The sequence below is a fragment of the Borrelia maritima genome, from assembly GCF_008931845.1.
Lineage (GTDB): Bacteria > Spirochaetota > Spirochaetia > Borreliales > Borreliaceae > Borreliella > Borreliella maritima.
This window is the reverse complement of the sequence record NZ_CP044538.1, coordinates 1-25,968: the sequence shown is the minus strand read 5'-3', so window position 1 is coordinate 25,968 and position 25,968 is coordinate 1. Positions and strand designations below refer to the sequence as shown.

Sequence of the window (25,968 nt, the reverse complement as noted above, 5' to 3'; positions counted from 1 at the left end):
ATTTTGAAAAACTTTAAATTAAATATTATTAAGCTTAATGTTATTACAGCAATATTAACTTCAATTTGCATATCATGTGCACCTTTTGGCAATGTTAATCCAAACAAACTAAAAAATCCTACCACTTCTAAAAAACTAAAAAAAACAAAGCGAAGCAACAATTTTAGAAATCTAAAAAAAACAAACAATCACATCAATTCAGAAAATTCAGCAGAAAATAACCAAAATCTTGAAAATGAATCTCAAAATTCAAAATCCTCAAATCAAAATCCTCAAGAAGAAACCACAATCTAAAAATTAGAAAACATTGGTAAAGACATGAAAGCTCAAGCAAAGGAAGAAGATACACAAATAGCTAAAATTAATGATACTCAATATGATTTCCTAGAAACTTTTAAACTTCAAAAAGATGATATTTTTATGCATAATACAAAAATGAAATTAAAAAGAATAATTTACCCATCCCTAAACTACGATACAGAAAAAATATTGGCATTAAAAGAAATTCTTGAAAAACTTGATAAAACTATTAAGAACCGAAGAATAGCTCGTAAACTTCTCGAAACATCAAGGGATATTCAACTTCAACAAGAAGATATGCATTTAAAAAAAATACAAAATGAATTACGCACTCTAAGCAAAGAAAAAGCCGAAAAATTGCTACAACACGTAGAACGTGATTTAAAGATAAAACAAAACTTTGTTAAAACCTTAAACGCAACTATTGAAGCTTACAATAAAAATTCTGGTAACATTAAAACAGATGTTGAAGCGCTAGCAAACCACATAAAGGAGAAATACTCCCATGCTCTTAATCTACTAAATCAAGCTGATTAATCTAAACAAAAAATTAATAAGTTTCACTTGATATTTTAAAAAGAGAAGTTAATTCTTCTCTTTTTTTATTCATATCCACGCTAAAAACATGCAATAGAAATTAAATTTTCAATATCAAATAAGTTTAATATTATTTGACAACAATATTAAATTGTAATATTATTATTTTGAATTAAAATTAATATTTATTGATTCAAATTTATAAGGAGAACATTTTGAAAAACCCTAAATTAAATATTATTAAGCTTACGTTATTACAGCAATATTAATTTGCATATCATGTGCACCTTTTGGCAATGTTAATCCAAATAAACTAAAAAATCCTACCACTTCTAAAAAACTAAAAAAACAAAGCGAAGCAACAATTTCAGAAATCTAAAAAAAACAAACAGTCACATCAATTCAGAAAATTCAGCAGAAAATAACCAAAATCCTGAAAATGAATCTCAAAATTCAAAATCCTCAAATCAAAATCATCAAGAAGAAATCACAATCTCAAAATTAGAAAACATTGGTAAAGACGTGGAAGCTCAAGAAAAGGAAGAAGATACACAAATAGCTAAAATTAATGATACTCAATATGATTTCCTAGAAACTTTTAAACTTCAAAAAGATGATATTTTTATGCATAATACAAAAATGAAATTAAAAAGAATAATTTACCCATCCCTAAATTACGATACAGAAAAAATATTGGCATTAAAAGAAATTCTTGAAAAACTTGATAAAAATCCTAAGAACCGAAGAATAGCTGGTAAATTTCTCGAAACATCAAGGGATATTCAACTTCAACAAGAAGATATGCATTTAAAAAAAATAAAAGATGCATTACGCGCACTCTAAGTAAAGAAAAAGCCGAAAAATTGCTACAACACGTAGAACGTGATTTAAAGATAAAACAAAACTTTGTTAAAACCTTAAACGCAACTATTGAAGCTTACAATAAAAATTCTGGTAACATTAAAACAGATGTTGAAGCGCTAGCAAACCACATAAAGGAGAAATACTCTCATGCTCTTAATCTACTAAATCAAGCTGATTAATCTAAATAAAAATTAATAAGTTTCACTTGATATTTTAAAAAGAGAAGTTAATTCTTCTCTTTTTTTTATTCCTACAATCTAAATAATGAAAATAATTATGATGATTATAAAAAATTTATAAGAAAAGCTTTTATAAATTCTGCAAAAACAGTAGAAAAATTGATTAAATTAATGTGATTATATAAAGAGCGTGCATAGTATAATGTAGCAGGTAAAGATGAAAATAGGGGGTATGGATGCTAAGGCATTATAGTCTAGAGAGTAGACTTGCTAGTGCTTTTAAGCATTATTTCATGTTATTAAATCCTCCATCTCCTACTCAAAGAAGAAGGAAATAACAATAATGTAGCATTGGACAACAACGCCACCCCTCCTTACTATTAATAGTGATCCTGAAAATACAATATTAAATGAAATTAAGAAGGTTTGTTATGAATTTAGAAGCTAAGAACCTAAATACCCAAAATAATTTTTAGTAATGATATTATTTTGATATGCTTTTTCAAAGTAATACTTATTCGCCTAAAAAAAGCTGCTCCAAGGTTTTGAGGCTTTCTAAAAAGTTGTATGATAAGCAGCAATTTGTCCATTTCTTTTAAGGTTTTCAATTAAAGTAATAAATTATAATTGCTTAGTATGCTTTTAATATTTGATTGATATTGATCTACCTTAAAGCAAGTGAATAAATTTTAATTACAATCTATTCTAGCAAGGCTTTTTTTGGATTTATAAAATAATATTTTTACACTTTTTTTCGTTTTCTTAGATTTCTAAATCAGGGTATTTATTAGGATATGACCTTAATTTAAGACAGCTTTTTCTTTAGTCCTTACTATCGAAAATATCTTTAGAAAAACAATTTAATACATTAAGCTTTTTAAGCTCCTGAATTATTAATTCAGGAGTAGTTGTTATACTTCTCGTAGCATCTATTATTAGAAAAACTTGAAATCCCAAATTAATTGCATCAATTATTGTTTCTTTTACACAAAAATCTAATGCTAATCCTACTATAAATAATGTATTGATTGAATTGTTTTCCAGATAAAGGCGGAAACCTGTTTGTTTTCTTTTAATGTCATCATCATAAAATCCGCTATAACTATCATAATATCTATTTGTTCCTTTAAAAAAAACTTTTTTTATTCGTTGAGTATTTAGACTGTTAGGGAACTCTGCCCCCCACGTATTTTTGACACAGTGCTCAGGCCAAATGCCCCCACTGTTCAAAAAGCTTACATGATTTTTACAATGCCAATCCTTGGTAGCAATAATATTTTGGAAATAATTTTGAAGTTGGTTTATCAAAGGAATTATTTCGTTGCTATTAGCTACTGGCAAAGTACCCGATTCTAAAAAATCATTTTGTATATCTATTAAAATAAGTGCACTATTTTCTGCTATTTTTAAAATAAAATCCTCCTTGGAAGACATTTAACAGTAGAACATAATTCCCAACAATGATTTATTTGAGCTTAAATAAAGTAATTAATTTTATCTTAAAGCTATCAAATAAAACATAATGCCCATATGGTTCTGGTTTTTTAAGTTGATTATTATTTATATTAAATCTACATTACAAATGTTAAAAGAAAAAATAAGCATTCTAATAATTATGTTTTATTTTATTAAACACTCTCCTTTAATACAATAATAGTATTAATATACTAACACAATATTATATGGTGTTGATAGGTTAAAAAATATCTTATATATCCTTTATCTTTCTTAGTAGAACTGGTATGGGACATATTTCGCGTAAGAAGAATTTATACATTAACAAGCTACTCTATTAAACTTGAAATTGAAAATAAAAAGCATAGTTGTCAATCTTGTTAGGAATAAACAGCACACAATACCACTTATAACAACTAATTATTTAAATATAATAAAAGAATGACAAAGAATTAATTTACCATATACTATAAAAATATATCTCAATATGCTAAAAATGGCAACCCCTGGTAGAACTATCCCACTTCCAATATATTTTATTAAAATAATAAAACATCAAAAATTAAATTATAATAAAATCTGTTTACAACATCTCACAATATAAAAATTTTTATTTTTTGGCGCTAAGCTTTAATAATCTACAAAATTACTTTATTGTTTAAGGATATATAAAAACCATCCGAAGTTGAGAAAGCAAAAGTGAAGGTTAATAAATTCCTACAAATACAAAGTAAATATCAACACAAGCTAATTACAACACTTGAATATAGCAACAACAATAAAAAATACAACCAATATGATATTCTTTATTGTTTTAATAGCAACTTCATTTGAAGTAAATAATCTAGAAGAAGTAATCAATTTTTTAGTAAAAACTTGTATTTTTTTGCAATGCATTTTGAATTCCAACTCGATTTTATTTAATAAATAAACTTATCTTTGAGTAGATAAAAATCTAAGTTAATATTTAAATTTTTTAAAAAATGTACTCATCAAACCCAGATATCATTTGTTTTTCATGATAAAAAGTATTCTTTTGAACATAGTATTAGAAATACATTATTTATAAGAATTTTCAGTTCAAATTAAAGATTATATTTTAGTAAAAAATTCTCTATATCTATTTTATATTCCCTGTCTTCATTAGAAATTAAAACAATCTTTAATCGTTCTAATTTTTTAATTTTATTAAAAAATCTCTTGGAAAGAGTAACTTGCAAGGTATTTTTTACCAAAAAAGGAAATTTTAAATGAAAAAATTTTTTATTTATATTCGGATCACCAATGTTAAAATCTTTTAATTGCTGCCATTTCTCACTTGGTAAATCATTTTCATGCTTTGAAACTTCAGCATCTTCAAATCCTTCAAAAATTACACTTTTAAAACCTAAAATTTTATTATCGTGCACTTTAAAATCAAACTTATAAACAGTATTCAACGCTCTATAAGCATCTACCAAATAACCCGTTCCTCCCATCATCTTTTCATGTTCAAGCTCAGGAACTATAAGCTGCGATTTTATAAAAACCAATTTTTTTAAATTATCCTTTTTCAAAGGATATGTATAAGTCTCATCGATCAAAACATTATCTTCAAACTTTTCAACAATTTTATTATAAATAACATTATTTTCTTTTTGTTTATAAAAAAAGAAAATAAAAAAAATGCAAATTGCTAATAGCCCAAAAAATAATATTTTACCCATTAATAATCTATCCTATTTATAAAAAATCGCATCAAATGCACTATAAAAATGTACACTATTTTTTCTACTTGCTTTAAAAGAATATTTTTTTTTCTCATTATTTATCTCATCAAAACATTCAACGTATACATCAATTCCATTTGCTTCTGCCAACTTTCTTATTTTATTCATTTTTTCACCGTCATAAAAGAAACTCATATCAAAATGAAAATGGTTGGCCCCGTCAATAAAGCGAGATCTAGGATTGATTGGATGGTCTATAACAGAAACCCCATTAATATAAACCTTTTTAAACACAATCTCTGTGCTATTTATAATTTGTATATTAAAATCTAAATCTACATATCCTTCATGATAACGCCTTAAAGCAAAGGCTCCAAATTTGGTTTTTAATTCAAGAATTAGACTTAAATTATGTCTATTGCTGTCATTTAAAATAACAACTTCTTCTGATACTTCACTAGAAAAAATAAACCTTTTGGGAATTAATAAAAAAAAAATTAATAATAATAACGCTTTCATGTCTTTTATTATTATACTATTCTAAAAAATAAATAAATAGAGAATAAAAATTTTAATTTCTCTTTTGAGAACTACTTTTTCTAAATCAAAGATTATAGAAATAGATTCTTGTTTAATCCCATAAGAGCCTTTTAATTTTTTTTAAATAAAGAAAAATCATCTGCTAACGGATGGGGGAGGGGGGTGATCCATAAGCTTTGCTTCAGACAGTTGCTCGCCTTAGTTTTGACCTTTTAAATAATAAGAAACCTTAAGATTTAAAGTTGCATTTATATTCTTAGCGTTTAAAGTGCTGCAAGCTTGCTCAGCACTACTTAATCTTAGGACTGTATCTTTAATATTTACAATTGCTATATAGTTTAGTTGATTAGAAATATCTATACTTTATACAAAAAAAATTCATGCTGTTCTGATTTATATAACAATTGTCTTAAAAACTCATGTAACCTTCAATCATTTAATACCCTTCTCAAGCATTACTTTTTGTATCACTTTAATTGATGTTTTTCTATTACTCCGTTTTTATAATTAGCCACAAATTAAAGAAATAATTTGTGTAAAAAGTTTTTTTGACTTTAAATTTTTTTATATGGTTTGCAAGCTCTTATATAAATTTGGCTCTATTAATAAAACCTTTTTGTTTTTGATAGTTTTCTTTCATATTTCTTAAGTTTGTTTTCATTTTTTAGCAAATATTTAGGATAATTAGTTTTTCCTTCTTTCACTACTTACTAAAAAATAAATCATATTTATATCAATAACAATTGCTCCCCCCTTTTTTATCATCTTTAGTCCTATTGTTATTTTTAATCCCTAAGCGCTCAACTACCACTGAAATATAAAATTTATGATCAATATATTTATTATTTTTAATAAATTTGTGGCTTTAATGCTCCTATGTAGACACAACTTTAAGAATGCTATTTTTTGTAGCCTTGTATAATCATACTCTATTCTTAATGAATTTTTTGATTATTAGCTTTAAAATTTTGTCTATTTTTTTGCTTTATATTTAGAAAATACTTGTGTTATATTTCCTTTTTTAATTTCTCTAAAAAACTATTATATGCAACGTTTAAGTCAAGTTGAGTATTACAAAAGTTTAATCAATTAATTAAGGAGGGATATTCCCCATAAAAAACATATGTTCATTATATTTGGTAAATTAAAGCTTATAAATTATTTAAGTAATATATAAAAAAGTTTTCATTGCTAAAAGAAGTTTATAGTTTGGGGTTTTATAAAGGGGACATTAGTAATATTCACTCTCTAAATTTATCAGCAATCCACAGGAAGCATTTAAAGGCCTATAAGAAAAAATATTTTAATTATTTAGATAAGTATTGCTGAAAACCTAATTTTTGATCTAAGAGTTATTATTTATGTACTAGGGTAGCATTAATTGATATTATCAAAAAGTAAAATTCGGAATTAAAATAAATCTACTTAACAAAGAATTCTGAAAATTAGAAAAAATTTATGAAAAAGCTTCTTTAAAGTTATCAAAAATAGTGGAAAAAACAATTAAATCAAATTGGTTATTTTTTGATGTGTTGATTATATAATTTTTAATTGTTTTCTTGGCAACCAAATTTAACTATAATTATAAAATTTGATATCAGCGTAACATTGTTTAAAATTAGCCGAAATCACATAGAACTAACCTAAATACTCTTAAAGCAAAAATTATTTATTTTAAGCTTTATAAAATAAATATAAACCAAAGTTAAGGATGCTTATAGTTAATATCACTACTAACATTAAACGTTATTTATAGTAATAATATCAATATATTATCTTTACATAATAGATATAATTATTTCTATTTGTTAATTATCTTCTACAAAATTTACCTTACTTTGCTAAGTATTTTTTAACATTTTCTAAGTAAAACATCTTATTTTTTAAAAAAATATTTAAATTCACTATTTTTGTTGCATGCCTTAATAAATAATATATTCCCCCAAAAAAATATAATTTAATATCCTATACAAAAAATTATCTATACTATATTTTTTTATATTCCCCATGCCATTTCATAATCTAGTAAGCAATTCTTCTTTATCTTTAAGTAATTTTTCTAACAAAAAACCAGTAAATCTTGCTTTTAATTTATAATACATTACATTTAGGCACTTTCTTTTTAAAGCTGGAATCTTAATGGCTTAATAAAGTTTCTATTAGATTTTTAATCTTTATTCCTTCTTTATTCTTTAAAAGGAATAAAGAATTTTGTATACCGTTTTCGATTATATCTTTTTACTGAATAAGTCCTTCTTCTATTGCATTTACTATTCTTAAATATTTATAAACTAGCCTTTGGTGATTTTATAATTCCCAGTGAACATTTTAAAGTTTTGATAGACATCTAATTATAATATTCCTTATCTTTAAGATATTTCAATATCTTCATCGTTTCTATTTTATTATGAATTTCTTTTTGGAGGTCAAGTATTAATCTTTCTATTTTATCTTCATCAAAATTAATTTCAATTTTATTTTGATTTTGCCAGTATTAATATGATTCTTTATATTTATATTTATAAATTTTATCTTCTTATTTATTATAAAGTTAAAAACTTGTCCAATAACTGAAAAAATTTTTCAAGTGCAATTTTATATTCTTTTATATAATCTTTATTTAAATCAAAATTATAGTTCTCTGCTATTCCTTCGTTTAAGTCTTTGCACTTATGGATAAGGCCTAAAAAGCTATAATATTTGCTTATAACGCTAATAAATATTAATAGATATTTTTTAAATTGGTTAACATTTGGGAAATTGGTATTTTAATCTTTCTAGAACAAATTCCAATAATTGTAAACTTTCAACTGATCATTTTTGAGCCGTCATTGGGTATTATTATGTAATTGCCTATAATTAATATATTTGTTGGAATAATTCCTAAACTAGAGCTAGATCTATTATTATATAGTCGTATTTGTTTTTTAATAATTTTAAATTGCCTTTTAATCTTATTTCTTCTTTAAATAGAATATTATCAGCATAAAAAAGGTATATGTTTTGAGACATCTATTCCTTGTTCCTCTAAGAGATTTGGGAAATAGCTTTTAATTGATGCTTGTGGATCAGCATCAATTAAAAGGACTTTATATTTTTTGGATAAAAGTGTTAAAAACATAATAGCACTTATGTTTTTGCTAACACCGTCTCTTAATTGAACCAATAGCAATATTTTAGTATTTTTTCTATCCATTTATTTATAATTCCTACATCTAGTAATTTCTTTAAAATAAAATTAGTGTACTTTTTTTTATAATCTATTTAACATATTAATAAACGCTTGAAAATATTTTTGTATTAATTCTTTCTTTTTTGATTAGTCTAGCAAGACTTCTTTAATTAGCTGTGCTTGTTCTATAATACAATTGCTCTAAAAGTATTTTATATATACATTGGCTTTTGTGTTATATTTATATTTTTAATATTTATTTTTTTTAATATCATTTTTATTTTGTCCATAATCTGAACAAAATCTTTATATTTATTTCTTTCTAATATAAAATCGGGAGTTATTTTTATATTTCTGGAATGTCTCTTGTATTTGTATTTTTAACTTTTCTTTGTCGTAACCCTCTTTTACTAAATTTTTTTGTGTTTTTTAGTATTGAAATTAACTCTTTTCTCTTGTTTTGTAATAACTTTTGAAAATAACATCTGTTTTTTAAAAGATAGTAGTTTTTTTGCTTATAAATTTAAAAATACTTATGGTTGTTTCTTTTTTTTTAAAAAAATTAAGATTAATATAATAAAAGAAAAAATGTTGCCTCTAAAATTAAATTTTTGGACATATTTTTTAGCTTAAGTTTATTAATTTGTTTTCTTATTTCATTCTCTCTTTGTTATTTTTATTATTAAAACACCCCCTATCTTTTACATTACCCCCTTTATTATAACTTATTTTAATATATAAATTAACACGCTTTTGAGATATTTCTGTTTTTTTATCTCTAAAGTATTAATGCTCTATTAAACGTTTTAAAACTCTACCACAATCTTATTAAACCAATAGAAGATTATTTATTATTTCTATTTTTAATTTACTTATAGTTTAATTGTATAATAAAAATATTTGTTTAAAAAATACTAATATTTTAAACCCATGTATTTATTAATATTTAACATCTACGCCTAAATAAAAATAAATTTTAAGTAATTTTTCATAAGTTCTAAAATCTTCTTTGGTCAATAAGTAAAGATTAACTAAAATAAAATTATTTTCATTTTTTTCTTTAAAAAATTCATCTTACACATTTAGATTGAGTATATCGCTAACTTTTTATTTATTAAATTTAAAATATTCTAATATTTAAAGTTATTGGTATCATTTTTGGCTATCAGCAATCTTTAATAAAATTATATGAAAATTATTTTCTAAAAAATAAAATTTTTTAATATAAAAAAGGTAAAAAATAAGTTTTAAACTAAAGAATTGGAGAGAAAAAAGGATTAAGACGACATTTAAAAGGTTAAAATAGATAATTTGATAAAAGCGCGCTAACATTTAAAGTTAAAATTAAAAACTTAGTTACTTAAGTTAATGAACCTAAAGCTACGCTCTTCTTTATTAATAAAGTGCTAGGGCACTTAAAATAGAAAGTATATATGATAATGATAATAATAAAGAAGTAGTTTCTGCAACTTAAGGTTTAAAGATTGAGTGATATTTTAAAAATTTATTTGTTAATTAATTATTTTCTAATTTTGTTGTTAATATATAAATATGCTAGATAAAGATATAAATTTTATAAAATCAATAAAAGATGTAAGTAGAAAAATACAAAAAGCTAAGGATTTTATTGAAAACGAAGCACAAACAAGACAAAATCTTATTGATCCATTTTTAGATGCGATGGGCTATGATCATACTGATATTTCAATTGTTAAAGTTGAAGATAAGGCAGATATTCCTAAGCTTAATGGACTAAAAAAAGTCGATTATATTATTTATCCAACTAGAAAAGATAAAGAACCCACTATTTTAATAGAGGCCAAATATCATAATAATAGGGAAAAGCTTGAAAGTCATTTAAAGCAATTAAAACCTTATTTTGAAAATATTCGCTCTCAAGAAAAGAGAGTTGAATTCGGTATATTAACAGATGGCATAGAATATAGATTCTATACTGACTTAGATAAAGATAATTTATTAGATAACGAGCCTTTTATGGTTATTGATTTAGAAAAATTAACATCTAAAGATTTTGAATATCTTAAAAAGTTTTCTAGAAACTTTTTAAATATCGAAGAGGCTAAGGCTTTTGCATTAGAAAAAAAATATACAGATAAGCTTTTAGCTTATTTAAAGAAAGAAATAAAAAACACAAGTGATGATTTTCTTGAATTTTTTAAAACTAAAATTGGTTTTAAAAAAACATGTGCAGATAAAATATTTAATAATTTTATAAAAAATGCTTTTAGTATGCTTAATGAAAATAACGATATTTTATTAAATAATAAAAAAAATAACATGGGAGATGGTGTAGAGCCCGGCATAAAAAATAATAGTATTAAGCCCGAAAATTTAAAAAAATTTGAAAAATTAAATTACGATATGAAAACAATATACAAAAAATTAGAATGTTTTATTTTTGCTTTAAATCCCAATGAAATTGAGAAAGTTGAAACAAAGCATTACACAGGATTTAAAGTGCAGGACAGGTATTTTGTAGATTTTGTCTTTAACCCTGGAGCAAATAAAATAAATATTACAGTTAAGGTTGCTCTAAGTCAAATAACCTTAAAAGAAGGATTTACCAGAAATATGTCGAATATTGGCAAATTGGGTAACGGAAATATTCAGATTCTATGCACATCGGATTCACAAATTGAAGAAATCAAAAATCTTGTTAAACTAAGTTACAACAATATTTTTTTAAAAATTAAAAAATAAATTAAAGAATGTTTATACATTCTGAATGTTTTGGATGAACTACTGTTTTATAATTTTTGATTATAAAACAGTAGTTCATCCTTTAAATGATTTTATTAGCTCTGTTCTAGACTTAACTCTTTTGTCTTTTATTAAATTAAACAAAGTTTTATCAATTTCATTTTTATGATATTAATTTCTTCAAGCTTTTTTTCAAAAATAAGTTTTACTATTTAAATATACTTCTTAGCCTGAGTTCTGGCCATTACATTTAAACTAAAACTTGCCATAAATAACAATAATACCAAACTTATTTTTTAATATCATATTCCCCATTTTTATTACTTACATTTAAGCAATATTAACACTAATAAGAAAATAAGGCTAATAAAAATCTTGAAATCTTGTTTTCTTATTAATTATATTTGTAATAAATATTTCTTTACTTTACTATGAGAGGTTTAAAATCTTTAAACTCTTCTTCTAACTTTTTAAGCTCTTTTATAATCTCTTTAAGTGCGTTTTCTATTATTTTTTTAGTTATATTTATAGTCTCCTTACTACTAGTAATATTTTTAAAGCCAAAACCATTTATTACATTGCCAAGCATCTGATCCGATTTTTCCTTGATTTTTGATCATATCCCAATAAGTTTGTCCAGTTATAGAGTCCCTAGCTTTTTAAAATTTCCAAATTTCTCTTTAGTTTCTTCTAATTCTTTTTTTCTTCCATCTTTTTTAGCCTATTATTATTTAATTTGTTTAATTCTCTTATAAAAAAAATAATATTTTAGAATTTATAATTTTGCTAAACGCCATTCTTTAATTCGTATAAACTCGCAATATCTTTAATAATAGAATTATAATTAAAAGAATACAATTTTACATTATTACCTCTATATATTAATAAAGATATATCAACCCCCTGTTGTGAAGAGGGCTACCTATAAGCATTTATCATGATTTAAATATATAATCAAATTGTTTTCATTCTTTTTTCAGCACAAAAAAGGATTTCTATGGACTGCTACCATAAATAGACTGCTTAAACAACACAAACACTTCAAAATTATTTAGATCATCTAATCTATTATTTTTATTGGAATAGTCTTTTATTGTAGATTTATTTACCTAATTTTTTATGCTAAATAGTGTATTTTTAAAAATCTTATAACAATAAAACCTATCTTTTTCTCCTTATTAATATCTTTTTTTAAGTTTGATTAACACTAACTTGTTTGCTAGATATAAAATTAACATTTTAATAATTATTGTAAATAGGCGCTGCATCAATATCCACTTCATTTTTTATGTTAAGTTATAAAACTAAAGCGTAACTTCTAAAATAAATAATAGACAATCCGCCTAATTGAGACAATGTATTTGAATTTTTAGACAATATTCATTATTCTATTACAAATTTTCAATGAGAATTAGCGTATCAAATGAATCTCTATACCCGCTATTTGTACTCTATAATACAATTTTAACAATATAGAACATCTTTTGTCCCCCTATAAACATAAAATGTTAGAAATTGACCAAAATCAAGATCTAAACTATGTTTGTCAATAACATTTTTAATTTATCTAGCTATTTCATTGAAATTTTGATATTTATACTCATATCTTTTACGAAGTTAATTTTTGATTGAATGTTCTCTTGTGGATCATTATTTTTTCTAAATTTGTTATTTTTATCTCCACATATAGTTTTTATATATAAAAAATAATAAAAACTATTTTCGTCAACTTTTTTTAAACAAAAATTTTTACAAAAAAGTTAGGGCTTTACTACATTATCTTTAAAAAGAATTTAGTAAAGCCCTGATAGTGCTAGCTGATATATATTGGTAGATAAACAATGAAAATTATTATTTACTACAACTGCTTGTATTATAGTTCAAGTTGGAATTAAAATCAATTTATATTTATATAACAAAATAGCCTGCCTAATCTATAAAAATTTTTTTATAGATTCTTATATAAATATATTTACTTTTAAATCAAAAGTATGCTATATCTTTATATAAGAAAAATATATATGGAGATAAAAATGACAAATTTATTAAACAACAGAAAAGATGCACCTTATAATAATAAATTACAACACAAATTAATAGTTCTTATTTCAACACTAAAGTATGTAAATAGAAAATATCAGAAATATACTCAAAGTAACATACTCTATTACTTCAATGAAAATCTTAAAAGAAATGGTCAAGCTCCCATTAAGCTAAAAACTATGCAAAATTATCTTTATAAATTAGAAAAAGAAATAAAAGCAACAACTAACTACTACAAACACTTGGGGGTAAATTGCGGAACTGAAATTTACTACAAACTCAACTACCCTAAAAAAGAATGCTATCTTAAAATTAATCAATACTTTAAAGTAAAAAAATACTCCCGATTTAAATCTAGACTTAATAACTATCTTCAAGATAAATTCACCAAAACAGGGAATGTAGATTTAGGGGAATGTTTTAATAATAAAAATAATAATATAAAAGAAGATAAAAGTAATACTCAAATAGAAAAATACCAAATAAAAAAATATTTTAATAAATGTAACTTTTTATCAAAAAGAACCCTATCTCTTTTAAATTTAAATATTGACAAAAATAAGTTAATCGAAATACTTAGAATTGTGAAAAGAATCGAAATGAGCCTAACAAATAATAAAAATTCACATTTCAATAAGCCTTGCTTCAAAAAAAAACAAGATAGGTTAAAAGAAATATTAAATAATATTCAAAAACAATTAAATAAAAAGGGATATGACGCTGCTCAATTAAAAATCCATATCCAAAACTTGTATGAAAGATATAAAGGAAAACCACACTTTATTATCGAAAATCAAAAATATAAAGACTTGAGCAATATAAAAAGTAAATTAAAAAAATCGATTGAAATAAAAAAAGAAAATCCTTCAAAAAATTATAAGCATATAAAGATAAACACTTTTAATATACTTGTGGAGCAATTAAAAAAAGAAAAAAAAATCGAAGTTCTAAAACCTATTGTAAAAACCTATTTGAATAGCAAAAAAAAATTAGAATATAATAAAATATTTCACACCTATTATTATGAATTATTAGAAATAATAAAAATCAAAAAAATTTTTTGATTTCAGAAAAACTAGACGGAAAAGCTATATAAAGATTGAACATGAAAAATGCATTAAAGCATATACAAATAAATAAACCAATGGTTAATAAAAAAAGAAAAGAGATTTTTATAAAGAAAGAAAAAGAAAATAATAAAACTATGTATCATACAAAAATAATGAAGGATCTTCACAAATTAGGAATTGATACTAAAAAAAATCAATGTCGCATATCATTTCAAGAATTATACTATCAAACAGCATTTCAAGAACTTCGTCTCTATCCCGTAAAAGAAGGGGATAAATTTTTAGGAATTTTCTATGGATATAGAAAACCAATAAAAAATTTTCTTGTAAAGTATGAGGTAAATGGAATTAAAAAAGCATATACATTCTCAAAAACATATTACATAGAATTTAGATTTAGAAAAGGCAGTGTTTTTTGTTATTTAAGAGGATTATTTCGTTTGTTGAAAAAAGAAAAAATAAATACACAATATAATAAATCACTTGTGGACAGATTTATAAATTTAGAAAAACATGTATATGAGTTTTATAATAAAAAACACTTAGGAGAAGGATTCATTATAAAATGGATATTAAAAAATCTAAAATAATAACAATTGTATCAATTAAAGGCGGTGTTGGCAAAAGTGCCAGTGTTTTATTTTATAGCAATATATTTTACGGGATAAAAAATATTACAGTATTTAATACTCTTGAAAAGTATTCACAAAATCTTTAAATAGAGTTTGTAAATACTGAAAACAACTATAAACAAATTCTTGCTGAATTAGTAAAAGATAAAGAATCAGGATGCTTAAGAAATAATAGAATTATAAAAGCCAGTTCAAATAAATTCATTAATAAATAAAGCAATTTTAAATTCAAAAGCATACGCCTAAAACACGACACAAAAAAGTAACAGGTTTTTTATTTTTTTAAACTTGTTTATACTTTTTGTTTGAATATTATATTTAAGGTGCTTTGATTATAAAGAATTTTTGTGAATTAGAAGTTGTATTTGATTTTATATAGAGATTTTTTAAATATTGTAATCAAATAGTAAATAATTTTTAGTTATTTAGTAGGCAATCTTAAAATCAAATATATTTTTGCACACAATTAATTTCATGTGCATCAATAGATGGCAATGTATTTTTATCTAGATTTTCAATACATTTAGAAATTTTATTAGAGTAAATCAAAGAATGTATTTGAATTTTTAAATTTTTGTTCAATGTATAAGAATAATATTAGATTTGAAATTGTAAGGAGTTTTGATATTTGGATTTTTAGATGGAACAATTTAATTGTCTTAAACTTACGTATTTAAATTGCATGAAAAGAATAATAAAGTAATAGGAAAAGGTGGGGAAGTATTTATATTATCAATTTAAGCAAGCGGCTAGGGAGATAAGAAGATGTGGTAAAAAAGATTTTTTAACTATAAAGCTTTTTATTATTTAAATAAAATTATAAAAAGCCTTCCTTTAACAGAAGACTTTGGTTTTAAATATCGGTCTTATAAAAATATTTTTTATTTTTTTATCTCGTAAAAATAACAAATTTATCACTAGAACAGATGTTACTTTTTGAAGAATCTAGAAAAGATTTTGCTTTTTGAAGAATTTGTTCTACATCTTCCTTTATTTTTATTGCTTTAATTATCTTAGAAGAAGAGATGCTTAATTGATTTAAAGCATCCTCTATTTCATTTTTTGCTTGTATTGCTAAATTACTATATGATGTTCTTCTTAGCTTTGGCCAATTTTTACGTTCGTTTTTTAATCTCTCAGTAATAGCCTCTTTTAAAGTTTTTTGGGATTTCTCAAAAAAGTGTTTTGCAGAGGCTCTTTCGCTAAGCCCACTATTCAATTGAGCATGAAGTTCCTCAATATCACCTCTCTTTTCTAACAGCTCATTGAATAAATTAATCAGATCCTGTTTTTCTAGCTTATTTTGGATTTCTTGCTTCTGATATTTTTTTGCCCTAGGGAGTTTTGTTTTTATTATATGATTTATTCTCCCTACAACATACCCCTCTACTTGTATTGAATCTACAAGTTCTGAGACTTCTTTGTAAATATTATTAAAACTAGATTCTAATTGTATAGATTCATTCTTAAGTTTATTTTCGTCATCAACTAATTTAGAAAACTCAAGACGTCCATCGCTAATTGCTTTTTCTGCTTTCTTTTCTTCATCGGTATTTGGAACTAACTTTTCTTCTTTTATCTCTATTCCTTCTTCCTGAAAATAATATGGAGAATTCCTCTGTACATTAACAGGCTCTACATAAAAAGTCTGCACCAATTCTTTTTGTTTTTCTATTCCTTCTAGATGCTTTTCAACAATTTCTCTATCATCTGTTTGAATTTTTTCTAAAAATCCCAAAACTTTCTCTTTCTTATCTTGCATTTTTTTGCGAGTTAATTCATTTGGGTCACTTGTATTACATGATAATAAACTTATTAAAAGTAACATATATATTGATAAAAATTTTTTTTTCATATTGCCTCTCCTATTAGAATCTTTACAAATTCATATCTGTCTAATACAAATATATTACTATAAAATACAATTTTGCTATATTCTGTCTAATACAAATATATTGCTATTATTATAAAATACAATTTTGCTATATTTTTAATTTTTTGTTTTGATTTTTGTATTTTTTTAAATACACATAACTTATAAAAAAACTTTATAAGTTCCCAATATCTATTGATAAAAAATTATATTATTATATCTATTTTTAATTCATTAGCATTTGACTTTTTACTAAGAAGATTTGTTTACTCAAATGTTCTCAAATCATGTCTTTATCAACGTCCCATACCTCAACCCGAAGAAGATGAAATTTTAGCTAATCCACTATATCTAGCTTTAGTAAAATACTTCCTTGCTAATAGCTAAAAAATTTCTCCAATTTACTTTACTTAGAACATTTGCATTTAGTAAAGAAAAAGTTAATAAAATTCTAAAATTAGATACCAAAGATGAATTTTTTAAAGAAAATGAAAATGAAAATGAAAATAATCTTATTGTAGCTAGCCTTTATTCATTAACCAAAGAATATTTTAAGGTTTTACTTAATGACTTTAAAGTGTTAAAAAACGAAAATAAAAAAACATGTGGTTCTCTTCCATATAAAGTTATAAAATCCTAAGCAGCCAAAAAAATAAACATAATAAAAGCGTTATTAGCCTGCTATAAGATTTTTAGTATGTTTATTTTTAGTTTTACAAGCAACACACAAATTTGGTCGTTATTATTGAGCTGATTTTTGAAAGAATAGCACTTTTTTTATTAAAATCTTTTGTCATAGTTTTAATATCCTTTAAAAATCAAATATAATTTTTTATACCTAAAGCTAGAGAAATTATATTTTTTCATTTAATTATACTGTAAAATATTGTAAAATTGGATCTTTGATTTACCTTTAATTAAATCTTAAGGGGCGATAGTCATGAATAAAAGAAGTTTATTATTTGTTTTATTTTTGTACTGATAATTTCTTGCAAGAATTATTAAATTAGTAAAGGTACAAAAATTTCAGAACAAAATTTAAAAAAGCAAGTTAAAGGATTTGTAGCTGCTTTAGAGGTAAAAAAGGAATTAATGCACCCTGATGAGCAGATACAAGCTCGAACTAAAGATCAATTAGTTCAAAATGTTGTTGAAAATCTAAGATTAAAATTACAAAATAAAATAGATAGATAGCTTAAATAATAAAAAGTATAAAAGAGAAAATAATTTACAAGAGGCTAAGAAAAAATTTGAGGAGCTTTAAAAAAAAATTTAAAGGTGTAATTGGAATAACTGATGGTGATCGGGTTAAAAGAAAAGGTGATATTGGTAGGCAGGCTTTTTCAGTGTGCATATTATAAGGAAAATATTTATCTTACGTCTGGATCTCTTGATATAAAGAAAAAAAGAAAAGTGAAATATTTTATACTCCAAATGACTTAACTGATTTTAGATATTTGAAAAGCTTTAGGGCTAATGATGATTGGATTGAAAAAATCATAGTATCCAAAATTCAAGAACTGCATAGGGAATTTCTAAATACCTAAAAGTCACAATTTTTAAACCTAAATCAAACCAACAAGAATACTCTGCAGCAACTTGCTAATCAACTAAAGAAACAGCAAAAGCTGATATGACCCTCCCTTTTAGACTTTGCAGGGACTTTGGCTGACTAAACATCAAAAGCTTTAAATCAAGATGCAGAGAAAAGTATTGTTGAGGGCGGTGATTATTTTGCAAACTATACAACAAAAAGTTTGGTTAATATGGCAAAAAATGGGTTGGGAGCCGCTGGAGCAACTATTGTAGCACATTTGGGACAAGCTGTGATAAAAATTGTCATACAAATAGTCGGGAAGTTCATTTGGAAATCTTTAGATGCCCGGAAAAAGTCAGAATCAAAAAAATTGAAAAGAAGCGAGATGAAGATTTAGAAGAACTTGAAAAACTAAGTGAAATTGTGGTTTCGAGACTTTAAGAGAGTTTTGATGCAGAAATCAAAACGAGAAAAAAATTGAGTGAATTAGATGATGAATATATTAAAGAAATAGAAATTATCCGACTTACTAAAGCTGAAGAAACTAAAAACCTAGAATTAGAATGGAAAAGGGAACTTTCCAGCCTAAAACCGAACGCATAAAAGCTACAGGCCAAAGTCGACAATGGAGAGGCTTATGATCTGTATTGGGTTCAGGTTAGCGATTTAGAAAATACACAGAAAATTTTAGATGAAATACTTAAAAGAATCACAACGAGCAGTAAAATTTGTTGGGCCTATTGAAGAGATAAAACTTGCTAGTGGTGGTGCACGATTTATTTAGAATACCCCAACATATATCTAAGTCCAGGTAATGTCTAGCGAGTTTGTTCAACCTGAATTAGGAAGAATAACACCCGCACTAATAGATGAAAGTTTATGCAAATTTGAAGCTAAAATTATTGCAGAAGAAATTGCCAAATTACAAAAAAGCTAAAGCCGTACAGGTGTAAATAAATTTTTACTATAATTTTAATGGAGATGTACTTGCTGCTGAAAAATTAGTTAGCATCCTAAAATTAAAAGAACATTTAATGGTATTAAGAATGGCAGAGTAAAAAAATGTGAAAATTTTTTCACATTGCTTGATGTTATTTTTATACTTTTTTCTAATGGTTTTTTTCTTATATTCTACTAGTAGTATATACATACTATTTATATAAAAATAAGTAAATATACTAAAAGCATATTTACTTATTTTTATATTTTTCTAATTTTTTAATAAGTTGTTCTTTGTTTTTTTGATAAAAATCTTCAAGAAGATAGCTAGTAAATTTAAGATTCCTTTTGTAAAAATCACATGCTTCTTGTGTTTCTAGCCTAATCCTAAGTGGTGTTATTAAATTTACTTTAGACTTAATTTTTTTATCTTTCATTAAATTAAATAAAGTTTTATCAATTCCATTTTCTATGATATCAATTTCTTCAAGCTTTCCTTCAAAAATAAGTTTTGCTATTTTAATATACTTATAAGCTTGAGTTTTGGCTATTTTAAAGTCAAAAATAAAATCTTCAAACCTTTTATATCCATCTAAAATATAAAGCTTTCCATTTTTAATTTTTAGTAAAATTTTCATTGTATTTATTTTATTTCTAATATCATCCTCAATTCTATTTTTAAGTTCATTTTTTAAAAGTTCATACTTTTTTTTGTCTCGTTCTTCAGTATTAATATAAGTATTATTTCTTACAATTCTATCATTTATTATTATTTTTCTACTTTTTACCATTTTTAAAACCTCTTTTTTAAAAAAGTACAGTGACTGTACTTTTTTAAAAACATGCTAAATTTTTTCTAAAATTTTTAAGTATTCTCTGTAGTAATTTTCGTTTTCTTTTGGCTCTACAGCATAATCTATTACCCTTTTTAAAGCTTCGCTTTTATGAACTTCTCCAATGAACTTATTTAAGTATTTTTCTTTTAATAAAGCCATAATTTCAGTTGAGGCAACTCTTCCTATTTCAACCTTAGATGCGAAAATATGAATAATTTTGGTCTCTTTACCTATAAAATTATTTTCTAATTCTTTTATCTGATTTATTAGTAATGGTAAATTTTCAACCGCCCACCTTTCAAGAGGAACCGGTATTACAACTTTATCTGCAATCACAAGAGCATTATCAAGCTCTGCTGATAAACTTGGAGGAGTGTCAATTATAACGTAATCATAATCTTCTAAATAATTATATACTGCATTTCTAAGCATAAGTTCTTTAAATTGATTTCCTTCCTTACTAAATTTAGCAAGTTCTAGATAACTTGGAATAAAATCTAAATTTTTAGATACATTAATAACAATATCCTTAAAAGTCTTATCTTTCTTCATTAAAGAATAAGAATTATAAATATTAATTAATTCCATCCTAGGATGGTCTTGAGTTATAAAATAACTTGTAACTGCGTTTTGTGGATCAAGATCAATAAGTAGTACTTTATTGGTTTTGTTAAGAATTGCTGAAAACATTATTGAAGAAGTGCTTTTGCCAACTCCCCCCTTAATTGAAGCAACAGCTATAATATTTGGTTTTTTAGCCAATTTTTTTCTATCCATTTTATAAGAGGTCCTTTTTGTGGGTATTTTTTATCATAAAATTCATATACTTGCTTTTCTAATGTCGTAAACATACTAAATAATGTTTTATTGTAGGCAATATTTACTTGTTCTTTTTTTAGCAATCGAGATAGACTCTTAAAGTAGCAAAAAACGCTCCCTTTTTTAAATCTAAACTCCATGTAATATGCTTTTGACAATAAATAAGATTTTTCAATTCCGCCAACTTCGTACTTTACAAAGATTTTCTTTATTGGTTTTTTATAGCCGTAGTAAATACCTAAGAATTTATCGTCTACTCTTAATGAAAATAAATTAAATTCTTCAACTTTTGATTGATTAAATAATTTTCTTAATGATATACGACATTTATTTTTTTTCTTATTAAGTCCAAATTTATAAATATCCATCATTATTTTTGTATGATACATTGTTTTATCATTATCTTTTTCAATCTTGATAAAAAGATTTTTTTTATCTGAACATCTAACTATTGATTTATCTAATTGTATAAATTTTGCTATGTTTTGCATATTTAACTCTTATACAACTTCTTTTAACATTTTTTAACATTGAAAATTTTTTCCTTTTTTGTTATTTCTAATAATTCATAATAATAAGTATTAAATACTTTATTATATTCTAATTTCTTTTTGCTATTCAAATAGACTTTTATAATTGGTTTTAGAACTTCAATTTTTGTCTCTTTTCTTAGTTGTTCAATGAGTATATTAAAAATGATGTTTATCTTTATATTCTCGTAATCTTCTTGTGAGATTTCTTTTTTGACTTCAATTGATTTTTCTAATTTGCGTTTTATTTTATATAAATCGTTATATTTTTGATATTCAACGATAAAATGAGGTTTGGTTTTGTAATTTTCATATATTTTTTTAATATTTATTTCTAATTGTTCAGCATTGTATCCTTTTTTTTCTAACTGTTGTTGGGTGTTGATTAATATTTTCTTTAATTTGTTTTGCTTTTCTTTAAAGTAAGATTTATTTAAATGTATATTTTTATTTTTTGTTAGGTTAATTTCAATTCTTTTTATAATTTTAAGTATTTCAATCAATTCATCTTTATTAATATCTAAATTTAAAATTGGAAGAGTTTTTTTTGATAAAAAGTTACACTTATTAAAATACTTTTTAATTTGATACGTTTCTATTTGGTTAATTTTTTTTTCTTCTTTTGTATTATTATTTTTATTATTAAAACACTCCACTAAATCTACATTCCCATTTTTATTAAATTTGTCTTTAAGATAGTTATTAGCTCTGGATTTAAATCTACAGTTTTTTTTCTCTTTAAAATGTTGATTGATTTTAAGATAACACTCTTTTTTAGGATAATTAAGTTTGTAGTAAATTTCAGTTCCGCAATTTACCCCCAAGTGTTTGTAGTAGTTAGTTGTTACTTTTATTTCTTTTTCTAATTTATAAAGATAATTTTGCATTGTTCTTAGTGTAGTGGTAGTTTGACCATTTCTTTTTAGATTTTCATTAAAGTAATAAAGTATGTTGCTTTGTGAATATTTTTTATGTTTATTGTTTATATAGCAGAGTGTTGAGATAAGAACTATTAATTTGTGTTGTAACTTGTTACGATAATTTGTTTTTTTTGAAAAGATTTGCATTTTTAGGCTCCTTAATGAGAATTTATAATATAATAATGCACAATTTTTGTATAAAAGTAAATACTTTTATACAAAAATTGCATAAAAATTAAATGTTGAGAGTTAGGTAAATTCCGATTTTATATAAAGATAAATTGATTTTAATTCTAATTTGAGCTATACTAAAAGTAACGTAGTAAATGAAAAAGATTTTCATTTGAGCTACCTTATGAGTCATTTACAATTGTAGGGCTTAAAGAAGCTCTTTAGTAGGAGAATTTCTTTAAGCCCTAATAATATTTTGAATGAAATTAATAATTTCATTCAAATCTTTAGGTAAGTCGATTAATATTTATTTAACCGTATTTATTTTCTTTTCAGAATAAGCTTCTTTAAACTTATCTCTAGCTTTGTCTCTATATTTCTCAGCAAAGTTAATTCAATGTTGTTAAACAGGAAAAAACATCATCCGGATTACCGCCTATAAGATACATTATTTTCTAAAATTTTATGATTCCAGTAAGTGGAGATGTGGAAGTTATTAATTTGTCTTTATAAGACAACCTGTAAAGTTAAGAGCATCTAAAAAAACATCTTTTTCTTTAATTCCAATTTTTTTAAATGCTCTATAATTTGTTAGGCATAGAAAAAAAGTGTTTATCAGATGCTCATCTTCAAAATCATAATTATCTGATTTTTTTGTTAATTAAATTGAAATTTTCTTTAGAAAAAGCTTTTTTAGCTTTTGTATATTTTTTTATAAGCTTATCCAAGTCAGCATTTAAATTGAATATTAAAAGTAAAAATAAACTTATTTTTTCATATTAATATTATTTCCTAATAACTAAGTTTTAATAATGAAATATTAGCGCAATTTATAGATTTTATGTTTGAAGATGAATTTGTTCCTAAAATATCATTTGAATTACTTTGCTGTGCTAAGCAGATTTTAATGTAGGGTTTAAGCAGTTTCCTAAACTCTTTTTAGATTTGAAAAATTATACTGTCTATTTCTTTTTGTATGCCAATTGTATAATGAATTGTTTTGATAACTCGAGATGTTCAACCCCTTTTTAGGAGCATTTCTCTGCCTTTCTATAAGTTAAGCAACTTTTTAAGTTTGGCAATCCTCAACAGTATAATTATATTATTCTTTAGAAACATTCGTAAATCTAGAAGTTTGGTTATAGTAAGGCTCATTTGTTTCTTATTTGTAAAAAACTTTTTTTATGATTGGATTTTGTTTTAGAATTCCATCTAAAAATGAAAAACATTTTCCAATTTTGTTATTTAGCGTTGGAATAACTTTTAGTAAATGAGAATTAATGAGCTCTGTTCCAAGTTTACTAAGTATTTCAAATATTTCAGTATTATCTATAAAAATAATTTTATAAAAATCTATTTGTAATTGCTCGTAGAATATATTCTGATAAATATTGGAGTAAAAAATTACATAAATATAACCAAGTATTTCTTTTGCAGTAAATTTTTTATTGTATTTAACATCAGGGGAATATCTAAATTTATATATTTACTGCGAGCATCTTGTTCTGGGAAATTTGCAAAATCCTTTAGTTTATTTAGAAGTTCGTTTTTTGTGTAGTCAGTAGCTATTTTGTTGTTAAGTTGAATGTTTGGATATTAAAAATAATAATAAAAATAAAGATGATAAAAAAGGTGTGGTTGGCATTGATTAGTGTGAATCAATTTTTAGTAGGTGGTGAAGGTGAAAAAACAAATCATCCAGATAGTAATTGTGGTATTAAAAATACAATTCTAAAATTAAGTGATGTTAGGTGAACTTGAAATAGTTTCAGTACTATATATGACCATTTTGATATAAATAATTTATTTTAATATATATATTTTTAAGTATATGGAGTTTAATGAATAAAAGTAAGAAGATAAATGGTGTAATTGTTTAAAATTAATGTCAATTATGTTACAGCATAAATAATTCTAAAATCGAGTTTAATTTTTTTAGAGTTTCTTTCTGTGCCGGATTTTCCGCAGGAATTTGAGACTTAAGGACATGTATTAGATTGTCAAGATGTAGATGAATTAATGAAATCAAATGATATTGACTTACTTAATAAAGTAATGGATTCCCAAGGTGTAATTAATAAAGATATTGGGGTTATAAATAAAATTAATTCTGCATTAAAATGTAAGAAGGTTTTTGATGGGCATGCTTTTAGTTTGTTTATTCCCCATTTAACTTTTAAATATGTGTCTTTAGGTATGAGCGCTGTGATTCCATGAATGCCAAACAATATAAGATGCAAGATAATTATTTTTGGGCATGAAAATAATTTATAGAAAGCAAAAATTTTTTAAAAACAAATTTTAACAATTCAGAATTTCAAATAAAAATGATTGGGGATCTTTAATCCTTAAAAAAAGGATTATATATAAAAAATAGGGTATACGTTTTATAAACGTATATAGGGTTGGCTTTAAGAGTTTATGTAAACTATTAGTTTATCTATTATTTATCAATAGAGAGCTTTAATTTCTCGTTTGATTAATTTTGAGGAATATATTGAGCAAATATTAGTTAATATATTGGTAAATAGTTTTGGATTTAAACTCAATTTTAATAGACTTCATTTTTATTAGCCCATTTATCTTTTATAGTAAGAGTGCAAGTGTGCTAGACATTGCCCTAAGTAAAGTTTTATGGCTTATGTTCTGATAGATTGTATTTAGGGAAGTAAGTGTTTGTATTGCAGCTTTTTAAGGAGCTTGGTGTTATAAAATATTTTAAAATTTGTTCTTTGGGATATAAATTAATAATTTTTTTACCATATTTTTTGAAAGCTTTTATATTTTGGGATGGTTTATAGGGAATAATTTTCTCCTGTTTTTCCAATCTAATCAGTTTTATATAAGTGGTATTGTTTTTTATGTTGTTATTTTGTATAGCTTGTATTTCTTTTAAAGTAAAATATTCTTGATTTTTATCATCAATAAGCATTATAAAATTTCCTTTAGAGTAGTGATATTTTGTATATAGAGTTTAGTTTACTATAAGTAAAGTATGTGTTCAAATTTGAATGACTATTCATTCAAAAAAATTGCTAGTTAAGTTTGTTCTAGATTTTATACTAAATAATAGTAAATGAATTTACTATTATTTAGTATAAAATCTAGAACAAACTTAACT

At 23.9% G+C, this 25,968-nt stretch carries 21 protein-coding genes and 6 pseudogenes; 13 read left to right on the top strand and 14 right to left on the bottom strand.

Features of this window, described 5'->3' with window-relative positions:
- The first annotated feature begins 3 nt into the window (after positions 1–3).
- Positions 4–837: pseudogene (locus DB723_RS04880) on the top strand (complement regulator-acquiring protein).
- A 215-nt stretch (positions 838–1,052) separates the two neighbouring features.
- Positions 1,053–1,880: pseudogene (locus tag DB723_RS04875) on the top strand (complement regulator-acquiring protein).
- An 822-nt stretch (positions 1,881–2,702) separates the two neighbouring features.
- On the opposite strand, the gene DB723_RS04865 reads toward DB723_RS04875, so the two are convergent.
- Complete coding sequence (locus DB723_RS04865) at positions 2,703–3,314, bottom strand: isochorismatase family protein (RefSeq protein WP_151553097.1); 612 nt, start codon at positions 3,312–3,314, stop codon at positions 2,703–2,705.
- Between the two features lie 720 nt (positions 3,315–4,034).
- Between DB723_RS04865 and DB723_RS05865 the strand changes: the two are divergent.
- Positions 4,035–4,160: pseudogene (locus tag DB723_RS05865) on the top strand (plasmid maintenance protein); the annotation flags it as partial.
- Between the two features lie 260 nt (positions 4,161–4,420).
- Here DB723_RS05865 and bptA read toward each other — a convergent pair.
- The 4 genes from bptA to DB723_RS05800 all read right to left on the bottom strand — a co-directional run bounded on the left by bptA (position 4,421) and on the right by DB723_RS05800 (position 9,485).
- Entirely contained in the window at positions 4,421–5,041 is a 621-nt protein-coding gene (gene bptA, locus DB723_RS04860; protein WP_151553095.1) for a virulence-associated protein BptA, read from the bottom strand.
- A 12-nt stretch (positions 5,042–5,053) separates the two neighbouring features.
- Positions 5,054–5,563 carry a hypothetical protein gene (locus DB723_RS04855; protein ID WP_151553094.1) on the bottom strand — a complete coding sequence of 170 codons (510 nt, stop codon included), beginning with the start codon at positions 5,561–5,563 and terminating at the stop codon, positions 5,054–5,056.
- A gap of 3,001 nt (positions 5,564–8,564) precedes the next feature.
- Entirely contained in the window at positions 8,565–8,780 is a 216-nt protein-coding gene (locus DB723_RS05805) for a P-loop NTPase family protein (RefSeq protein WP_323368340.1), read from the bottom strand.
- A 627-nt stretch (positions 8,781–9,407) separates the two neighbouring features.
- A complete protein-coding gene (locus DB723_RS05800) occupies positions 9,408–9,485 on the bottom strand; it encodes a hypothetical protein (protein ID WP_323368341.1) in 78 nt (25 codons plus the stop codon).
- Positions 9,486–10,307: 822 nt separating this feature from the next.
- Between DB723_RS05800 and DB723_RS04835 the strand changes: the two genes are divergently transcribed.
- On the top strand, positions 10,308–11,477 hold the full coding sequence (locus DB723_RS04835; RefSeq protein ID WP_151553093.1) for a type I restriction endonuclease: 1,170 nt from the start codon (positions 10,308–10,310) through the stop codon (positions 11,475–11,477).
- A 421-nt stretch (positions 11,478–11,898) separates the two neighbouring features.
- Here the strand turns inward: DB723_RS04835 and DB723_RS05370 are convergent, their stop codons facing one another.
- Positions 11,899–12,066, bottom strand: coding sequence for a hypothetical protein (locus tag DB723_RS05370; protein WP_188093275.1), 168 nt, complete (start codon positions 12,064–12,066; stop codon positions 11,899–11,901).
- 1,444 nt (positions 12,067–13,510) lie between these two features.
- Here DB723_RS05370 and DB723_RS04820 point away from each other — a divergent pair.
- The 3 genes and pseudogenes from DB723_RS04820 to DB723_RS04810 all read left to right on the top strand — a co-directional run.
- Entirely contained in the window at positions 13,511–14,584 is a 1,074-nt protein-coding gene (locus DB723_RS04820) for a plasmid maintenance protein (RefSeq protein ID WP_151553092.1), read from the top strand.
- Positions 14,585–14,625: 41 nt separating this feature from the next.
- Positions 14,626–15,180, top strand: coding sequence for a DUF226 domain-containing protein (locus DB723_RS04815; protein WP_151553091.1), 555 nt, complete (start codon positions 14,626–14,628; stop codon positions 15,178–15,180).
- A pseudogene (locus DB723_RS04810) lies at positions 15,156–15,245 on the top strand (ParA family protein); the annotation flags it as partial. The gene DB723_RS04815 and the pseudogene DB723_RS04810, both read left to right, overlap by 25 nt.
- Positions 15,246–16,111: 866 nt before the next feature.
- Here the strand turns inward: DB723_RS04810 and DB723_RS04795 are convergent.
- Positions 16,112–17,077 (bottom strand): P12 family lipoprotein, encoded by a 966-nt coding sequence (locus tag DB723_RS04795; RefSeq protein WP_151553090.1) that lies wholly within the window; start codon positions 17,075–17,077, stop codon positions 16,112–16,114.
- Between the two features lie 197 nt (positions 17,078–17,274).
- Here DB723_RS04795 and DB723_RS04790 point away from each other — a divergent pair.
- The 4 genes and pseudogenes from DB723_RS04790 to DB723_RS05730 form a co-directional block, all read left to right on the top strand.
- Positions 17,275–17,687: pseudogene (locus DB723_RS04790) on the top strand (class I SAM-dependent DNA methyltransferase); the annotation flags it as partial.
- Positions 17,688–18,861: 1,174 nt separating this feature from the next.
- Positions 18,862–19,029: a hypothetical protein gene (locus DB723_RS05365; protein WP_188093274.1), complete on the top strand. Its 168-nt coding sequence runs from the start codon at positions 18,862–18,864 to the stop codon at positions 19,027–19,029.
- Positions 19,030–19,109: 80 nt separating this feature from the next.
- The gene (locus tag DB723_RS05735; protein ID WP_267128506.1) at positions 19,110–19,235 is read left to right on the top strand and encodes a hypothetical protein; all 126 of its coding nucleotides are present in this window, start codon (positions 19,110–19,112) and stop codon (positions 19,233–19,235) included.
- A 211-nt stretch (positions 19,236–19,446) separates the two neighbouring features.
- Entirely contained in the window at positions 19,447–19,569 is a 123-nt protein-coding gene (locus DB723_RS05730) for a hypothetical protein (protein WP_267128504.1), read from the top strand.
- A gap of 253 nt (positions 19,570–19,822) precedes the next feature.
- Here DB723_RS05730 and DB723_RS04785 read toward each other — a convergent pair whose 3' ends face one another.
- From DB723_RS04785 to DB723_RS05550, 6 genes and pseudogenes are all read right to left on the bottom strand, one after another.
- A complete protein-coding gene (locus DB723_RS04785) occupies positions 19,823–20,362 on the bottom strand; it encodes a chromosome replication/partitioning protein (RefSeq protein ID WP_151553088.1) in 540 nt (179 codons plus the stop codon).
- 54 nt (positions 20,363–20,416) lie between these two features.
- Complete coding sequence (locus tag DB723_RS04780; protein WP_151553086.1) at positions 20,417–21,184, bottom strand: ParA family protein; 768 nt, start codon at positions 21,182–21,184, stop codon at positions 20,417–20,419.
- A complete protein-coding gene (locus tag DB723_RS04775) occupies positions 21,145–21,717 on the bottom strand; it encodes a DUF226 domain-containing protein (RefSeq protein ID WP_151553084.1) in 573 nt (190 codons plus the stop codon). Before DB723_RS04775 ends, DB723_RS04780 begins: the two co-directional genes overlap by 40 nt.
- Positions 21,718–21,740: 23 nt before the next feature.
- Positions 21,741–22,823: a plasmid maintenance protein gene (locus DB723_RS04770; protein WP_151553082.1), complete on the bottom strand. Its 1,083-nt coding sequence runs from the start codon at positions 22,821–22,823 to the stop codon at positions 21,741–21,743.
- Positions 22,824–23,154: 331 nt separating this feature from the next.
- Positions 23,155–23,463: pseudogene (gene eppA / locus DB723_RS05795) on the bottom strand (exported protein A EppA).
- Between the two features lie 546 nt (positions 23,464–24,009).
- Entirely contained in the window at positions 24,010–24,252 is a 243-nt protein-coding gene (locus DB723_RS05550) for a type ISP restriction/modification enzyme (RefSeq protein ID WP_267128511.1), read from the bottom strand.
- 215 nt (positions 24,253–24,467) lie between these two features.
- Here DB723_RS05550 and DB723_RS05725 point away from each other — a divergent pair, with 215 nt between their 5' ends.
- Positions 24,468–24,602: a hypothetical protein gene (locus DB723_RS05725; RefSeq protein ID WP_267128502.1), complete on the top strand. Its 135-nt coding sequence runs from the start codon at positions 24,468–24,470 to the stop codon at positions 24,600–24,602.
- Positions 24,603–24,866: 264 nt separating this feature from the next.
- Positions 24,867–25,064 carry a hypothetical protein gene (locus DB723_RS04750; protein ID WP_151553080.1) on the top strand — a complete coding sequence of 66 codons (198 nt, stop codon included), beginning with the start codon at positions 24,867–24,869 and terminating at the stop codon, positions 25,062–25,064.
- Positions 25,065–25,479: 415 nt separating this feature from the next.
- Here the strand turns inward: DB723_RS04750 and DB723_RS04745 are convergent, their stop codons facing one another.
- Complete coding sequence (locus DB723_RS04745) at positions 25,480–25,779, bottom strand: hypothetical protein (RefSeq protein WP_151553078.1); 300 nt, start codon at positions 25,777–25,779, stop codon at positions 25,480–25,482.
- Positions 25,780–25,968: the final 189 nt, after the last annotated feature.

Excerpts from the sequence above, each read along its gene's own strand:
- DB723_RS05730 (WP_267128504.1), top strand. The coding sequence starts at position 19,447 with ATGTCTAGCGAGTTTGTTCAACCTGAATTAGGAAGAATAACACCCGCA.
- DB723_RS05370 (WP_188093275.1), bottom strand. The coding sequence starts at position 12,066 with ATGCTTGGCAATGTAATAAATGGTTTTGGCTTTAAAAATATTACTAGT.
- DB723_RS04750 (WP_151553080.1), top strand. The coding sequence starts at position 24,867 with ATGAAATCAAATGATATTGACTTACTTAATAAAGTAATGGATTCCCAA.
- bptA (WP_151553095.1), bottom strand. The coding sequence starts at position 5,041 with ATGGGTAAAATATTATTTTTTGGGCTATTAGCAATTTGCATTTTTTTT.
- DB723_RS04780 (WP_151553086.1), bottom strand. The coding sequence starts at position 21,184 with ATGGATAGAAAAAAATTGGCTAAAAAACCAAATATTATAGCTGTTGCT.
- DB723_RS05365 (WP_188093274.1), top strand. The coding sequence starts at position 18,862 with ATGGCAAAAAATGGGTTGGGAGCCGCTGGAGCAACTATTGTAGCACAT.
- DB723_RS04820 (WP_151553092.1), top strand. The coding sequence starts at position 13,511 with ATGACAAATTTATTAAACAACAGAAAAGATGCACCTTATAATAATAAA.
- DB723_RS04865 (WP_151553097.1), bottom strand. The coding sequence starts at position 3,314 with ATGTCTTCCAAGGAGGATTTTATTTTAAAAATAGCAGAAAATAGTGCA.
- DB723_RS04775 (WP_151553084.1), bottom strand. The coding sequence starts at position 21,717 with ATGCAAAACATAGCAAAATTTATACAATTAGATAAATCAATAGTTAGA.
- DB723_RS04745 (WP_151553078.1), bottom strand. The coding sequence starts at position 25,779 with ATGCTTATTGATGATAAAAATCAAGAATATTTTACTTTAAAAGAAATA.
- DB723_RS05805 (WP_323368340.1), bottom strand. The coding sequence starts at position 8,780 with ATGGATAGAAAAAATACTAAAATATTGCTATTGGTTCAATTAAGAGAC.
- DB723_RS05725 (WP_267128502.1), top strand. The coding sequence starts at position 24,468 with ATGATAAAAAAGGTGTGGTTGGCATTGATTAGTGTGAATCAATTTTTA.
- DB723_RS04835 (WP_151553093.1), top strand. The coding sequence starts at position 10,308 with ATGCTAGATAAAGATATAAATTTTATAAAATCAATAAAAGATGTAAGT.
- DB723_RS04815 (WP_151553091.1), top strand. The coding sequence starts at position 14,626 with ATGAAAAATGCATTAAAGCATATACAAATAAATAAACCAATGGTTAAT.
- DB723_RS04795 (WP_151553090.1), bottom strand. The coding sequence starts at position 17,077 with ATGAAAAAAAAATTTTTATCAATATATATGTTACTTTTAATAAGTTTA.
- DB723_RS04770 (WP_151553082.1), bottom strand. The coding sequence starts at position 22,823 with ATGCAAATCTTTTCAAAAAAAACAAATTATCGTAACAAGTTACAACAC.
- DB723_RS04855 (WP_151553094.1), bottom strand. The coding sequence starts at position 5,563 with ATGAAAGCGTTATTATTATTAATTTTTTTTTTATTAATTCCCAAAAGG.
- DB723_RS04785 (WP_151553088.1), bottom strand. The coding sequence starts at position 20,362 with ATGGTAAAAAGTAGAAAAATAATAATAAATGATAGAATTGTAAGAAAT.